Origin of the sequence: uncultured Sphaerotilus sp., from assembly GCF_963924895.1 — a bacterium.
Taxonomy (GTDB): Bacteria; Pseudomonadota; Gammaproteobacteria; order Burkholderiales; family Burkholderiaceae_C; genus Sphaerotilus.
The window spans coordinates 1-14474 of record NZ_CAWURG010000029.1 but is presented as its reverse complement, the minus strand read 5'-3'; the positions used below and the strand labels follow the sequence as shown (position 1 = coordinate 14474).

General features: G+C 68.6%; 15 protein-coding genes. 12 read left to right on the top strand and 3 right to left on the bottom strand.

The annotated features are described in order from the left end of the window. Nucleotides 1–14 precede the first annotated feature (14 nt). The 3 genes from purH to dusB are packed head-to-tail and all read right to left on the bottom strand — an operon-like array spanning nt 15 to nt 2912. Nucleotides 15–1601, bottom strand: coding sequence for a bifunctional phosphoribosylaminoimidazolecarboxamide formyltransferase/IMP cyclohydrolase (gene purH / locus AABN02_RS11795; protein ID WP_338415132.1), 1587 nt, complete (start codon nt 1599–1601; stop codon nt 15–17). Nucleotides 1602–1629: 28 nt separating this feature from the next. Beyond that, the gene (locus AABN02_RS11790; protein ID WP_338415131.1) at nt 1630–1881 is read right to left on the bottom strand and encodes a helix-turn-helix domain-containing protein; all 252 of its coding nucleotides are present in this window, start codon (nt 1879–1881) and stop codon (nt 1630–1632) included. Continuing rightward, nucleotides 1878–2912 carry a tRNA dihydrouridine synthase DusB gene (gene dusB / locus AABN02_RS11785; protein WP_338415130.1) on the bottom strand — a complete coding sequence of 345 codons (1035 nt, stop codon included), beginning with the start codon at nt 2910–2912 and terminating at the stop codon, nt 1878–1880. The genes AABN02_RS11790 and dusB overlap by 4 nt, the downstream gene beginning before the upstream one ends. 116 nt (nt 2913–3028) lie before the next feature. On the opposite strand from dusB, the gene AABN02_RS11780 reads away from it, so the two are divergent. From AABN02_RS11780 to AABN02_RS11725, 12 genes are all read left to right on the top strand, one after another. Continuing rightward, on the top strand, nt 3029–3514 hold the full coding sequence (locus AABN02_RS11780; RefSeq protein ID WP_338415129.1) for a YqaA family protein: 486 nt from the start codon (nt 3029–3031) through the stop codon (nt 3512–3514). Nucleotides 3515–3885: 371 nt separating this feature from the next. Next, nucleotides 3886–5391, top strand: coding sequence for a toluene monooxygenase (locus AABN02_RS11775; RefSeq protein WP_338415128.1), 1506 nt, complete (start codon nt 3886–3888; stop codon nt 5389–5391). 30 nt (nt 5392–5421) lie between these two features. Next, nucleotides 5422–5682 carry a toluene-4-monooxygenase system B family protein gene (locus AABN02_RS11770; RefSeq protein WP_338415127.1) on the top strand — a complete coding sequence of 87 codons (261 nt, stop codon included), beginning with the start codon at nt 5422–5424 and terminating at the stop codon, nt 5680–5682. Between the two features lie 31 nt (nt 5683–5713). Continuing rightward, nucleotides 5714–6049: a Rieske 2Fe-2S domain-containing protein gene (locus AABN02_RS11765; protein ID WP_338415159.1), complete on the top strand. Its 336-nt coding sequence runs from the start codon at nt 5714–5716 to the stop codon at nt 6047–6049. Nucleotides 6050–6083: 34 nt separating this feature from the next. Further along, complete coding sequence (locus AABN02_RS11760; protein WP_338415126.1) at nt 6084–6398, top strand: MmoB/DmpM family protein; 315 nt, start codon at nt 6084–6086, stop codon at nt 6396–6398. 38 nt (nt 6399–6436) lie between these two features. Further along, nucleotides 6437–7429 (top strand): aromatic/alkene monooxygenase hydroxylase subunit beta, encoded by a 993-nt coding sequence (locus AABN02_RS11755; protein WP_338415125.1) that lies wholly within the window; start codon nt 6437–6439, stop codon nt 7427–7429. Then, nucleotides 7426–8442 carry a 2Fe-2S iron-sulfur cluster-binding protein gene (locus tag AABN02_RS11750; RefSeq protein ID WP_338415124.1) on the top strand — a complete coding sequence of 339 codons (1017 nt, stop codon included), beginning with the start codon at nt 7426–7428 and terminating at the stop codon, nt 8440–8442. The genes AABN02_RS11755 and AABN02_RS11750 overlap by 4 nt, the downstream gene beginning before the upstream one ends. Before the next feature lie 39 nt (nt 8443–8481). Then, nucleotides 8482–9156, top strand: coding sequence for an OmpW family outer membrane protein (locus AABN02_RS11745; protein ID WP_338415123.1), 675 nt, complete (start codon nt 8482–8484; stop codon nt 9154–9156). Between the two features lie 77 nt (nt 9157–9233). Continuing rightward, complete coding sequence (locus AABN02_RS11740; protein WP_338415122.1) at nt 9234–10997, top strand: sigma-54-dependent Fis family transcriptional regulator; 1764 nt, start codon at nt 9234–9236, stop codon at nt 10995–10997. A gap of 73 nt (nt 10998–11070) precedes the next feature. Further along, nucleotides 11071–12579: a carboxypeptidase M32 gene (locus AABN02_RS11735; RefSeq protein ID WP_338415121.1), complete on the top strand. Its 1509-nt coding sequence runs from the start codon at nt 11071–11073 to the stop codon at nt 12577–12579. A gap of 124 nt (nt 12580–12703) precedes the next feature. Further along, nucleotides 12704–13576 carry a hypothetical protein gene (locus AABN02_RS11730; RefSeq protein WP_338415120.1) on the top strand — a complete coding sequence of 291 codons (873 nt, stop codon included), beginning with the start codon at nt 12704–12706 and terminating at the stop codon, nt 13574–13576. Between the two features lie 44 nt (nt 13577–13620). Further along, nucleotides 13621–14474 (top strand): transposase (locus AABN02_RS11725; protein ID WP_338415119.1); only part of this gene is annotated, 854 nt, incomplete at its 3' end.

The following is a 14474-nucleotide window of genomic DNA, read 5'->3' as shown; positions in this document are numbered from 1 at the left end:
GTCGCGGTCTGGGCTCAGTGGCGGAAGTGCCGCGTGCCGGTGAAGACCATCGCGATGCCCCGCTCGTCGGCGGCGGCGATGACTTCGTTGTCGCGCATCGAGCCACCCGGCTGGATGACGCAGGTGGCGCCCGCGTCCACGACCACGTCCAGCCCGTCACGGAACGGGAAGAACGCATCGCTCGCGACGGCGGTGCCTTGCAGCGTCAGACCGGCGTGGCCCGCCTTGATGCTGGCGATGCGCGCCGAGTCGAGGCGGCTCATCTGGCCAGCGCCGACGCCCATGGTCATGCCGTCCTTGCAGAAGACGATGGCGTTGCTCTTGACGAAGCGCGCCACCTTCCACGCGAACAGCAGGTCGTCCATCTGCTGCGCGGTCGGCTGCAGCTTCGTGACCACCTTGACCTCGCCGCCGACGATGTCGATGGTGTCGGCCGATTGCAGCAGCATGCCGCCGCCGACGCGCTTGAAGTCCAGCGCGTTCGCGACCTTGGCCACCGGCACTTCCAGCAGGCGCACGTTGGTCTTGCTGGCGTAGGCGGCGCGGGCCTCGGCGGTGAAGGCCGGGGCGATGGCGACTTCGACGAACTGCTTGTTGGCGTTGATCTCGTTGACCACGTCCGCATCGATCGGGCGATTGAAGGCCATGATCCCGCCGAACGCGCTGGTCGGGTCGGTCTTCAGCGCCTTCTGGTAGGCCTCCAGCGGCGTCGCACCGACGGCCACGCCGCACGGATTCGCGTGCTTGACGATGACACAGGCCGGCACGTCGAACGCCTTCACACATTCCCAGGCGGCGTCCGCGTCGGCGATGTTGTTGAAGCTCAGCTCCTTGCCCTGGATCTGGTTCCAGCCGGACAGCAGCCCGGCGGCCGGCGCGGCTTCGCGGTAGAAGGCGGCCGACTGGTGCGGATTCTCGCCGTAGCGCATCCCCTGCACCTTGTGGAGCTGCAGGTTGAAGACGCTCGGGTACTCGGCGCGGGCGGGCACGGACTCGGTGGCTTCTTCCGAGCCGGCTTCCAGCGCGGTCAGGTAGTTGCTGATCATGCCGTCGTAGGCGGCGGTGTGCGAGAACACCTTCTTGGCCAGCATGAACTTGGTGGCGCGGGTCAGGCTGGTGCCGTTCGACGCGGCGAGTTCCGCCAGCACCTGCGGGTAGTCGGTCGGGTCGATCACGACGCCCACGTCCTGCCAGTTCTTGGCCGCGGCGCGCAGCATGGCCGGGCCGCCGATGTCGATGTTCTCGATCGCGTCTTCCAGCGTGCAGTCGGCCTTGGCCGTGGCCTGCGCGAAGGGGTAGAGGTTGATGATCAGCAGGTCGATCGTGTCGATGCCGTGTTCCTTCAGCGCGGCCATGTGTGCCGGCACATCGCGTCGCGCCAGCAGACCGCCGTGCACACGCGGATGCAGCGTCTTCACGCGGCCGTCGAGCATCTCGGGGAAACCGGTGATCTCGCTGACTTCGGTGACGGGCAGGCCGGATTCGGCCAGCAGCTTGGCGGTGCCGCCGGTGGACAGGAGCTTGATGCCGTGCGCGTGCAGCGAGCGGGCGAACGCGACGATGCCGGTCTTGTCGGAAACGGAAAGGAGGGCGGTGGTCATGGGTGGACTCGGGGCGTTTGAATGGGGTTCAGTCGATCAGCTTGTGCTCGACAAGCTTGCGGCGCAGCGTGTTGCGGTTGATGCCGAGCCACTCGGCGGCGCGGCTCTGGTTGCCCTCGGCCTGCGCCATCACCACGTCGAGCAGCGGGCGCTCCACCGCCTTCACGACCATGTCGTAGAGCGCGTGCGGCTCCGTGCCTTCGAGGTCGCGGAAATAGACGGCCAGGATCTCGCGGATCGACAGGTCGATGGGGCTGTGTTCGGAGGGGCTGGTGCTCATGCGGCTTGTTCTTCTGTGTCGGCGGTGGCGGCGCTCTGCGGCCAGGACGGATGGACGTCGGCCAGCGCGCCCAGGAAGGCCTGCACGGCCTGCGCCTGTTCCGCCGTGTGTTCGATCAGGTTCATGCGGGCGCGGAAGTCGCGGCCGCCCGGCAGGTCGTGCACGGCCCAGCCGATGTGCTTGCGCGCGGTGCGCACGCCGGCGCGCTCGCCGTAGAGGCTGTAGTGGTCGTGCAGGTGCTCGACCAGCCAGTCGCGCACCTGGAGCGTCGGCGGGGCTTCGGCGATCTCGCCCGTTTCGAGGAAGTGCGCGATCTCCCGGAAGATCCACGGCCGCCCCTGCGCGGCGCGGCCGATCATCAGCGCGTCAGCGCCGGTCGCGGCCAGCACCTCGCGTGCCTTCTGCGGACTGGTGATGTCGCCATTGGCGCAGACGGGGATGCGCAGCGCGGCCTTCACCGCGGCGATCGTGGCGTACTCGGCATCGCCCTTGTAGCCCTGCTCGCGGGTGCGACCGTGCACGGTGACCATCGCCACACCGCGCGCCTCGGCGCCGAGGGCGATCGCCACCGCGTTCTTCTGTTCGTTGCACCAGCCGGTGCGCATCTTCAGCGTGACCGGCACGCCGTGCGGCGCCGCGGCCTCGACCACGGCGGCGACGATGTCCAGCGCCAGCGTCTCGTCCTGCATCAGCGCCGAGCCCGCCCATTTGTTGCAGACCTTCTTGGCTGGGCAGCCCATGTTGATGTCGATGATCTGCGCGCCGCGGTCGATGTTGTAGCGGGTCGCCTCGGCCATCATCTCCGCGTCGGTGCCGGCGATCTGCACGGCGATCGGCTCGACCTCCCCGTCGTGGTTCAGCCGGCGCGAGGTCTTCAGGCTGTCGCGCAGATCGGCGCGCGAGGTGACCATCTCGCTCACGGCATAGCCCGCCCCCAGTCGCTTGCACAACTGGCGGAAGGGCCGGTCGGTCACACCCGCCATGGGCGCGACAAACAGGCGATTCGGCAAAGCATGGGGGCCGATGCGCATGGGAGAGAGGGCGGGGGAGTGGGTGGAGAAGTGCTGAAAAAGGAGGCAGGAGTATAGCGGCGTGCGTTTTTCCACTGGCCGGCACCGGCTGGGGCCCTTCAAGCAGAATGCCCGCCATGGAAGCCTGGATCGACTCACTGCTCTTGATGCTGGCGCTGCCGAAGTTCGGCCTCAGCACCGTCTTCATCGTCTCGCTGATCTCGGCGACGCTGCTGCCGCTCGGCTCGGAGCCGGCGGTGTTCGGGCTGGTCAAGCTCAATCCGGAGCTGTTCTGGCCGGCGGTGCTGGTGGCGACCGCCGGCAACACCATCGGCGGGGGCATTTCGTGGTGGATGGGCTACGGCGCGGAGCAGGCGTATGAACACGTCACCCACCACGCCGCGGCCGATCACAAGGCGCTGGCCATCGTGCGCCGGTTCGGGGCCAAGGCGTGTCTGCTGAGCTGGTTGCCGGTCGTCGGCGATCCGCTGTGCGCGGTGGCGGGGTGGCTGAAGCTGCCGTTCTGGCCGTGCTTGGCCTACATGGCGGTGGGGAAATTCCTGCGCTATCTGGTGATCACGGCGGCGTTGATCTGGGTGTTTCCGGGGCAGATTCCGCTCTGAGTCCCGGGTGTGTGTCCCAGACACCGCCAAGCCTGAATCTCGATAATTTCTTCTCCGCTGCCGATGGTGAGCGGACAGTTCAGTGGTTCGTAAATCAACCAAATGATCTAATTTCGTCGGGTTCGAGCCCCGGATTCTTTCATCAGGCGATCACTCTCACTGCGTGATCGGCCCGGTTTGAAGCTGTCGCAGCGATGCTGGGGAAAACACCGAGTCTTCCCAAGGGAATGGCTGAATCTCGAGATATTTGATGCCATGCCCGCCCGCCAGGCGGCCGCGCTGGCATTTGCCTTGCTAAACAGACCACGTCACGGCGTGGATTCCGTCGCGCCGGGGCCCGAGATCACCACCACCTACGAGGAGACATCACCATGGCGTTACTTGAACGCGCGGCCTGGTATGACATCGCCCGCGCCACCAACTGGACCCCGAGCTATGTGGCCGAGTCCGAGCTGTTCCCTGATGTGATGACCGGCGCGATGGACGTGCCGATGGCGCAGTGGGAAACCTACGACGAGCCGTACAAGGCGTCCTATTCCGAATACGTGCGCATCCAGCGCGAGAAGGACGCCGGCGCCTACTCGGTCAAGGCCGCGCTGGAGCGCAGCCGCATGTTCGAGGACGCCGACCCGGGCTGGCTGTCGATCCTGAAGTCGCACTACGGCGCGATTGCGCTGGGCGAATACGCCGCGATGAGTGCCGAAGCCCGCATGACCCGCTTCGGCCGCGCCCCGGGCATGCGCAACATGGCCACCTTCGGCATGCTCGACGAGAACCGGCACGCGCAGTTGCAGCTCTACTTCCCGCACGCCTACTGTTCGAAGGACCGGCAGTTCGACTGGGCGCACAAGGCGTACCACACCAACGAGTGGGGCGCGATCGCAGCCCGCCACACCTTCGACGACCTGTTCATGTCGCGCAGCGCGATCGAGATCGCGGTCATGCTGACCTTCGCGTTCGAGACCGGCTTCACCAACATGCAGTTCCTCGGGCTGGCGGCCGACGCGGCCGAGGCGGGTGACTTCACCTTCGCCAGCCTGATCTCCAGCATCCAGACCGACGAATCCCGCCACGCCCAGATCGGCGGCCCGGCGCTGCAGATCCTGATCGCCAATGGCCGCAAGGAAGAGGCCCAGAAGCTGGTCGATGTGGCCATTGCCCGCGCCTGGCGCCTGTTCAGCCTGCTCACCGGCAGCTCAATGGACTACGCGACCCCGCTGGCCCACCGCAAGCAGTCGTTCAAGGAGTTCATGCAGGAGTGGATCGTCGGCCAGTTCGAGCGCACGCTGATCGACCTCGGGCTGGACCTGCCCTGGTACTGGGACCAGATGATCCACGAGTTCGACTACCAGCACCACGCCTACCAGATGGGCCTGTGGTTCTGGCGGCCGACGCTGTGGTGGAACCCGGCCGCAGGCGTGACCCCGGACTGCCGCGACTGGCTGGAGGAGAAGTACCCGGGCTGGAACGACAGCTTCGGTCAGGCCTGGGACGTGATCATCGACAACCTGCTGGCCGGTCGCAAGGACCTGACGCTGCCGGAGACGCTGCCCATCGTCTGCAACATGAGCCAGATCCCGATCTGCGCCATCCCGGGCAAGGGCTGGAACGTCAAGGACTACCCACTGACCTACAACGGTCGGACCTACCACTTCAACTCCGAGATCGACCGCTGGGTCTTCCAGCAAGACCCCGTGCGCTACCGCGACCACCTCACGCTGGTCGACCGCTTCCTGGCCGGGCAGATCCAGCCGCCCAATCTGATGGGTGCGCTGCAGTACATGGGGCTGGCCCCGGGCGAGATGGGCGACGATGCCCACCAGTACGCCTGGGTGGATGCCTACCGCGATCCGCGCCTGTCCCGGCGTGCCGCCTGATCGACCCGCACCAAGACACAGGAGCAAGACATGGCCCTCTTTCCCGTGATTTCCAATTTCCAGTACGACTTCGTGCTGCAACTGCTGCCGGTGGACACCGAGCACTCGATGGACGAGGTGGCGGCCGCCGCCGCGTATCACTCGGTCGGTCGGCGCGTGGCGCCTCGCCCGGACAAGGTCATCCGCGTGCGGCGCCAGGGCAGCGAGTCGTTTTTCCCGCGCCAGGCCAAGCTGTGCGAGACCGACATCCAGCCGATGGAGTCGCTCGAATTCATCTTCTGCGACGAGTGAGGTGGTGGTGATGAACGCACCCCTGACCCCCATGGCGTTCCAGAAGGTGGGCACGCTCGACGACCTGTGGGAAGGCGAGATGCTGGAGGTGGAGGCCGGCGAGCACGTGATCGTGCTGGTCTGGCCGGAAGGCGGCGAGCTGCGCGCCTTCCAGGGCATGTGTCCGCACCAGGACATTCCCCTGGCCGAAGGCAAGTTCGACGGCCGCGTCGTCATGTGCCGCGCCCACCAGTGGACCTTCGATGCCCAGACCGGCGAAGGCATCAACCCCGGCAAGTGCCGGCTCGCCCAATACCCCGTGAAGCTCGACGGCGACGACATCCTGGTCGCGGTCGAGGGTGTGCGGCCCCAGTTTGCCGCCGCCTGACCCCGCCATCCGCGACACCGCAAGGAGACCCACCATGAGCAGCCAACCCGTCTCACAGGGCTACCGCAACAACCGCGTCGGCCCCGTGCTGCGCGCCAGCCCCATCACCGAGGCCGTCGTCGAGGCCGCCGAGCTGGACAACCCCGGCAAGACCATCCGCGTCGACGACAAGCTGGCCTACGTGCGCATCGACACCGAGGGCGAGCTGATCCTGCGCCGCGCCACGCTGGAAGAGGCGCTCGGGCGGCCGTTCCGGATGTCCGAGCTGGAGGTCAACCTCAGCTCCTTCGCCGGCCGCATCGAGACTTCGGACGACCACGTCCGCTTCTATTACGAGATGACGCTTTGACGCCATCGACGTTCTGACGCCATCAGAGGAGACACACCATGCAACCCGATGTCCTCAAGCCGCTGAAGACCTGGAGCCACCTGGCCGGTCGCCGCCGCAAGCCGAGCGAGTACGAGATCGTCTCGACCAACCTGCACTACACCACCGACAACCCGGAGGCGCCGTTCGAGCTGGACCCGAACTTCCCGATGGCCCGCTGGTACAAGGAGCACCGCAACGCCTCGCCGCTGGTCCACACGGACTGGAACGCCTTCCGCGACCCGGACGAGATGGTCTACCGCACCTACAACATGCTGCAGGACGGGCAGGAGACCTATGTCTTCGGCCTGCTCGACCAGTTCTCGGCCCGGGGGCACGACCAGATGCTCGACCCGGCCTGGGCCGCCACGCTGGCGCGGCTGTACACGCCGGCGCGCTACCTGTTCCACACGCTGCAGATGGGCGCGGCCTACCTGGCCCAACTGGCGCCGGCCTCGACGATCTCGAACTGCGCCGCCTACCAGACCGCCGACTCCCTGCGCTGGCTCACGCACACCGCCTACCGCACCAAGGAGCTGTCGCTGACCTTCCCGGCCCTGGGCTTCGGCAGCGGCGAGCGCCAGCGCTGGGAGCAGGACCCCGCCTGGCAGGGCTGGCGCCGGCTGGTCGAGCACGCGCTCGTCGCCTGGGACTGGGGCGAGTCCTTCGTCGCGCTGAACCTGGTGGCGCGGCCGGCCATCGAGGAGACGGTGCTGCGCGGGCTCGGGCAGGTGGCGCGCCAGAACGGGGACACCTTGCTGGGCATGTTGTCGGATGCCCAGCTCGCCGACGCCCAGCGCCACCGCCGCTGGGCGGCCGCCCTGGTGCAGTTCGCGCTCACCCAGACCGGCAACGCCGAGGTGCTGGGCGCCTGGCTGCGCAAGTGGGAAGGGCTGGCGGACGAGGCCATCGCTGCCTACTGCGCCGCCTTGCCCGAATCCGTCGATGGGGCCGATCTGGCCGACCGCGCGCAGGCTGCCGCACGCGAGTTCCGGCACGGAGCCGGCCTGTGAGCGCTGCGGGCGCCACGGTCCGGGTCGCCATCGAGGGTGGACCGTCCTTCGACGTGCCGCCCGAGGAGGACACGCTGCTGCGCGCGGCCCTGCGCGCTGGCGTCGGGCTGCCGCACGAGTGCAGCGTCGGCGGGTGCGGAGCCTGCCGCTTCGATCTGGTGGCCGGGCAGGTGCAGACGCTCTGGCCGCAGGCCCCCGGGCTGTCGGAGCGCGACCGCAAGCGTGGCAAGCACCTCGCCTGCCAGTCCCGGCCGGTCGGCGACTGCACGGTCCGCGTGCGCTGCGACGACAGCTACCGACCCGTGGTGGCGCCCGTGCGGCAGTCGGCGCGGCTGCTGGCGCGTCGGATGCTGTCCCCGGACATGGGCGAGTTCACCGTGCAGGTGAATGCCGGTGCCACGTTCCGCCCAGGCCAGTACGCCTTGCTGTACCCGCCCGGCGCGGTGGGCGCACGGGCGTACTCGATGTCCAACCTGCCCGGCGCGGACGGGATCTGGCAGTTCATCGTCCGCCGGGTGCCGGGCGGGGCGGGCAGCGGAACGCTGTTCGACACGGTCGCCGTGGGGGACGCGCTGCCGCTGGACGGCCCCTATGGCCACGCCTACCTGCGCGACGACAACGTGCGCGATGTCGTCTGTGTCGCGGGCGGCTCCGGGTTGGCGCCGATGCTGTCGGTTGCCCGCGGCGTGCTCGCGCAGGGGGACGGGCGGCGGGTGCACTTCTTCCACGGGGTGCGGACCCAGGCCGATCTGGGCAGCACCTCGGTGCTCGACGAGCTGATCGGAGCGCGGCTCGCCGCGACGGTCGTGTTGTCCTCGCCCGAGGCGGTGTCCGCCTGGTCCGGTCGGATCGGCTTTGTCCACGCGGAAGTCGAGCGGGCGCTGGCGCCGGACCTGGCGCGCTTCGAGTGGTATTTCGCCGGCCCGCCGCCCATGGTGCAGGCGGTGCAGGAGCTGCTGATGCTCCGGCACCGCGTGCCCTTCGAGCAGATCCACTTCGACCGCTTCTTCTGATTCTGATCACACCACATGAAACATGAGGAGACGCTATCCATGAACCCCTTCAAGACAAACCCTGTCCTGCGGTCCGCCTGCCTGCTGGCGCTGGCCGCCACCCTGACCGGCACGCCCGCCCGGGCGCAGGACGCCTCGCCCTGGGCGGTGCGACTCGGCGCCGCCCACGTCGGCTTCAGCACCCGGGCCGATGTCCAGGCGGGCGGTGCCCCGGTGCCCGGTGCGGACGCCTCGGCCAGCAGCAACACCACTCCGGGGCTGGAGCTGTCCTATGCGCTGTCGCCGCAGTGGACCGGCCGCTTCCTGATCGGTGTGCCGCCCACCACCACGCTGACGGGCACGGGCACGCTGGCGAGCGCCGGTACCCTGGGCAAAGTGACCTACGGCCCCGCTGTCCTGTCCGCCACCTACAGCCCCTGGACGACCGGGCCGGTGCGTCCCTATGTCGGTGCCGGCCTGAACTACACCATCGTGTTCCGCAGCGAGGACGGCTTCATCAGCCCGCTCGACGTGAAGAACGGGCTGGGTGCCGTGCTCCAGGTCGGCGTTGAAATCCCGCTGGACGGCGGTTGGTCCGTGGGCCTTGATGCCCGCAAGATCTACGTCAAGACCCAGGCCGACGGGCGCCTGCCGGCCATGGGCGGCGCGGTGGCCCACGCAGACGTCCGGCTGGACCCGCTGGTGGTGTTCCTGTCGGTCGGTCGGCGGTTCTGAGCCGCGGCTACACACATACACCAATCGCGGCAGTCTGGCTGGGCGGCTACGCTCGTCCGGAGGCGATCGAGGACAGCATGGCCAAAGGCGAAACGAAACGAGGACCAGCCAGCGGGCAGGGGTCCGGGCACACGCATTCCGGCCCTGGGGAAATCCGCGTCCCGGCCATCCACGATCTGGCCAAGCGGCTGCGCTTCGCCCCGCAGCAGGGCCGGATCTGGCTCGATGACCAGCGCATGATGCTGATGCACATCAGCTCCCTCGGCTCGCTGCGCCAGGAGTTGATCGAGAGCCTGGGCAAGGAAACCGCCCGCGGCCTGGTCACGCGCATCGGCTACCAGGCCGGCACGCACGATGCGGCCATGGCGCGCAAGGTGCGTTCCGGCTTCAATACCAACGACGATTTCCTGGCCGGGCCGCAGCTGGTGGCGCTCGAAGGCATCGTGCATTGCGAGCCGGTGGCGCTGGACATCGACGTCGAGCGCGGCCGCTACTTCGGCGACTTCCTGCTGACCGACTGCGCCGAGGCCGAAGCCCACATCGCCACCTACGGCATCGGCAACGCCCCCGTCTGCTGGATGCTGATCGGCTATGCCTGCGGCTACACCAGCGCCTTCATGGGCCGGCCCATCCTGTGGCGCGAGGTCGAATGCCGCAGCATGGGCCACGCCAAGTGCCGCGTCATCGGCAAGCCGGTGGAAGAGTGGGGCGACACGGACGCCGACGACGACCTGCGCTTCCTGCAGATCGGCGATTTCGCCAAGTGGTCGCTCCGCCCGGACAGCCCGCCGCCGGCGACCAGCCGCCTGGCTGCTCGGCCGTCCGCCGTGCCGGAAAACAGTTTCGGTGTCGTCGGGGTCTCGTCCGGCTTCAACATGGTCTGCCACATGGTCAACAAGGTGGCCCCGACCGAGGCCACGGTGATCTTTCTCGGCGAGAGCGGTGTCGGCAAGGAGGTCTTCGCCAACAGCCTGCACCGCCTGAGCAAGCGCGCCGATCGGCCGTTCGTGGCGGTCAACTGCGCGTCGATTCCCGAGCACCTGATGGAGTCCGAGCTGTTCGGCGTCGAGCGGGGCGGCTACACGGGCGCCACCAGCTCACGCCCGGGTCGCTTCGAGCGGGCAGACAGTGGCACGCTGTTCCTGGACGAGATTGCCACGCTGAGCCTGACCGCACAGGGCAAGTTGCTGCGGGCGCTGCAGCAGGGCGAGATCGAGCGGGTCGGGGATTCGCGCACGCGCCGGGTCGACGTGCGCATCGTCGCGGCGACCAATGTCAACCTGCGGGACGCGGTGGCGGCCGGCACCTTCCGCGAGGACCTGTTCTTCCGGCTCAACGTCTTCCCGATCCACATCCCGCCGCTGCGCGACCGGCGTGACGACATCCCGCTGATGATGAACTGGTTCCTGCAGCGCCTGGCCAAGAAGCACGGCAAGCGCATCACCGGCTTCCGCGAGCGGGCGGTCGACGCCATGTTCTGCTACGAGTGGCCCGGCAATGTGCGCGAGCTGGAGAACATGGTCGAGCGGGCGGTGATCCTGGCGGACGAGGGCGGGGCGCTGGACCTGTGCCACCTGTTCACGACCGGCGAGGAGATCGACATGTCCTCGTTCGTGCTCAAGCGCAACGGCAACATCGCCCGGATGGACGCCCCGGCCGAGAGCCGCGCGGGCCTGTCGCCGGACGCCGCCCGGCCGGGTCTGGCGGATGCCGAGGTGGCCATGCTGCGCGCTGCCGTGGCCGAGGCCCGCGGCAACTTGGCCCGGGCGGCGCGCCTGCTCGGCATCACGCGGCCCAAGCTCGTGTACCGCCTGCGCAAGTACGCCATCGCGGTCGACTGAAGCGGTGCAAGGCCGGCCGGGGGCCGCACGGTAGGATGGACGGCAAGCTTTTCAACGTTCACAGGACCCGTCCATGCCCGGCACCAGCTCCCATTCCACGCCTGCCTACCGCGACCTGGAACAGCGCTTCCTGCGCCTCTACCGCTTCGAGCACCTCGGCTCGATCGTCGGCTGGGACCAGGCCGCCAACATGCCCTCTGGCGGCAACGAGGCGCGCGCTGCCGCGATGGCTGAACTCGACGGCCTGATGCACGCCCAGCGCACCGACCCCGCGCTCAAGTCGCTGCTCGACCGTGCAGAAAACGAGCCGCTCAGCGACGACCAGCGCGCCAACCTGCGCGAGATGCGCCGCGACTGGCGGGCGGCGAACGCGCTGCCGGCTGCATTGGTCGAGCGCCGCACGCTGGCCACCGCGCGCTGCGAACACGCCTGGCGCCGCCAGCGGCCGGCCAACGACTGGGCTGGCTTCGTCGAGAACTTCCGCCCCGTCGTGCAGGTTGCGCGTGAGGAGGCGATGCACCTGGCCGAAGCGACCGGCCTGATGCCCTACGACGCGCTGATGGACCGCTTCGAGCCAGGCATGACCAGCGCCGAGGTGGACCGTGTGTTTGGCGACCTGAAGACCTGGCTGCCCAGCCTGATCCAGCGGGTGCAGGCGCGCCAGCACGCCGAGCCGCCGGTGCTGACGCCGGTCGGGCCGTTCCCGGTGGCGCAGCAGAAGGCCTTGAGCCTGCAGGTGATGAAGCTGCTCGACTTCGATTTCGACGGCGGCCGGCTCGACGAGAGCACGCACCCTTTCTCCGGCGGCGTGCCCGAGGACGTGCGGCTGACCACGCGCTACTCGTTGGACAACCTGATGTCGAGCCTGATGGGCACGGTGCATGAAACCGGCCACGCCCGCTACGAGCAGAACCTGCCGCGCGAGTGGCTCGGCCAGCCGATCGCGCGGGCCCGCTCCTACGGCCTGCACGAGAGCCAGAGCCTGTCCTTCGAGATGCAGCTCGGCGCCCACCCCGGCTTCGTCGCGCAGCTGGTGCCGCTGATGGTCGAGCAGTTCGGCGCGCAACCAGCCTTCACGGCCGAGAACCTCACGCGCCTGGCCACGCGGGTCGAGCCGGGGCTGATCCGCGTCGATGCCGACGAGGTGACCTACCCGGCGCACGTCATCCTGCGCTTCGAAATCGAGCGCGCGCTGATCGAAGGGCAGATCGAGGTCGACGACATCCCCGCGCTGTGGGACGAGAAGATGGCCGCCTACCTCGGCCGCGACACCCGGGGCGACTACCGCAACGGCCCGATGCAGGACGTGCACTGGCCGTCCGGCTCCTTCGGCTACTTCCCCTGCTACACGCTGGGGGCGATGTACGCCGCGCAGTGGTTCGCCACCATGCGCAGCCAGATGCCGAACCTCGACGAGCGCATCGCCGCGGGCGACCTGAACCCGGTGTTCGACTGGCTCAAGGACCACATCTGGCGCCAGGGTGCGCGCTGGGAAACGCCGGAGCTGACGCGCCGCGCCAGTGGCGAGGTGCTGAATCCGGCGCATTTCCGGGCGCATCTGGAAGGGCGTTACCTGGGCTGAGGCCGCCGGGGCGCACTGGGCGATACCGCCGGGCTGCCCACACGGCACTGCGCCGCTGGTGTTTGCCCACGGTGGTCACCTTGCGCAGGATGCGGGCTCCTCCACTTCCCCCGAGGGGCCCGCGATGCCGCACTCCCTGCTCCTGACGTCCCCGCATGACCGCCGGCCCCTGGCACTGGTCGCGCTGGTGCTGCTGATCCTGCTTGCACTCGCCTGGCACGGCCCGGTCTCGCAATGGGCGCACTACCACCACTTCGCCGATGCCCGGGCCTGGCACGGGCTGCCGAATGCCTGGAACGTGCTGAGCAACCTGCCGTTCGCGCTGGTGGGTGGCTGGGCGTTGCTGCGGTGGCGGCGCCGTCCACCGGCGGGCGCGCAGGCGTGGACCGTGTTCGCGGCCGCGCTGCTTCTGACGGCGTTCGGCTCGTCGTACTACCACTGGGCGCCGGACAACACGCGCCTCGTCTTCGACCGGTTGCCGATCGCGTGGGCCTGCGCGGCGCTGAGCTGCGGGTTCCTGGCGCAGCGTGTCGATGTGCGCTGGGCGGGTGTAGCGCCGCTGGCGGTGGCCTGGGCTGGGGCGACGGCGTCGGTGCTGTACTGGTGGTGGACCGAGCAGCACGGCGTCGGGGATCTGCGGCCCTATCTGCTGGTGCAGTTCCTGCCGATGGTGCTGGTCCCGGCTGCGCTGTGGATGCGCATGGCGCCGATCGATGCGGCGCCCGTGGTGTCCGACCGGGCGTGGTGGACGGTGCTGGCGCTCTACGGGCTCGCCAAGCTGGCCGAGTCCGCGGATGCGCCGGTGTTCGAGGCGCTGTCGATGCTGAGCAGCGGGCACGTGCTCAAGCACCTGCTGGCAGCCGCCGCAGCGGGGGGGCTGCTGTGCCAGCGCCCTGCCGCGGCGATCGACCTCACCAGAAAGCGCGAGAAGCCCCGTCCTTCAGGGCGGGGAGGCAGAGCGCAGGATTGCGCAGCGAGCCGTTGGCTTGGTGGTTGAGTTTCCTGTGGCATTGTTGACTGTATTTATATACAGTCTTGATCATGTCCATTCGAGCCTTCCGCTTCCAGTTGCGCCCCAAGCCCGGCACCGCGCACGCCCTGCGCCGGTTCGCGGGCGCATGCCGCTGGGTGTGGAACCGGGCCATCGGCGAGCAGCAGCGGCTGCGGGCTGCTGGCGAGAAGTTCTCGGGCTACGTGGTGATGTGCCGCTGGCTGACAGTGTGGCGCAACGACCCGGACACGGCATGGCTGGCCGAGACGCCGGTGCAGGCGCAGCAGCAAACCTTGAAGCGGCTGGAGGCGAGTTACCGGCGCTTCTTCGAGGGCCAGGGCGGCTATCCCCGGTTTCGCGGACGCGGGCAAGACGCCGGGTTGCGGTTCCCGAAGGCGTCGGACTGCAAGCTCGACACGGACAACCAGCGCCTGAAGCCACCGAAACTCGGCTGGGTGCGGATGCGTCAGTCGCAGGCGGTCGAAGGAGCGGTTCGGAACTACACGCTGACGCAGGAGCGGGGCCGCTGGTTCGTGTCGATCCAGGTGGAGCAACCGGACGTGATTCCGGCGGCCGGGCTGGTGCCGACGCTCGGGATCGACTTCGGGGTGACACTGTTCGCCGTGACGACAGACGGCGAGTGCGTGGCGCCGCTGAATGCGCTGAAGCGGCAGCAGAAGTACCTGAAGCGCGTTCAGCGATCGGTGTCGCGCAAGGTGAAGGGGTCGAAGAACCGGCGCAAGGCGATCGACCGGCTGGGCAAGGTGCATGCCCGGATCGCGGCGCAGCGCAGCGACTGGCTGCACAAGCTGACGACGAAGTGGGCCGATGCGCATCCGGTGATCGCCATCGAGGATCTGAAGGTGGCAGCGATGAGCGCGAGCGCCAAGGGCACGGCCACCGA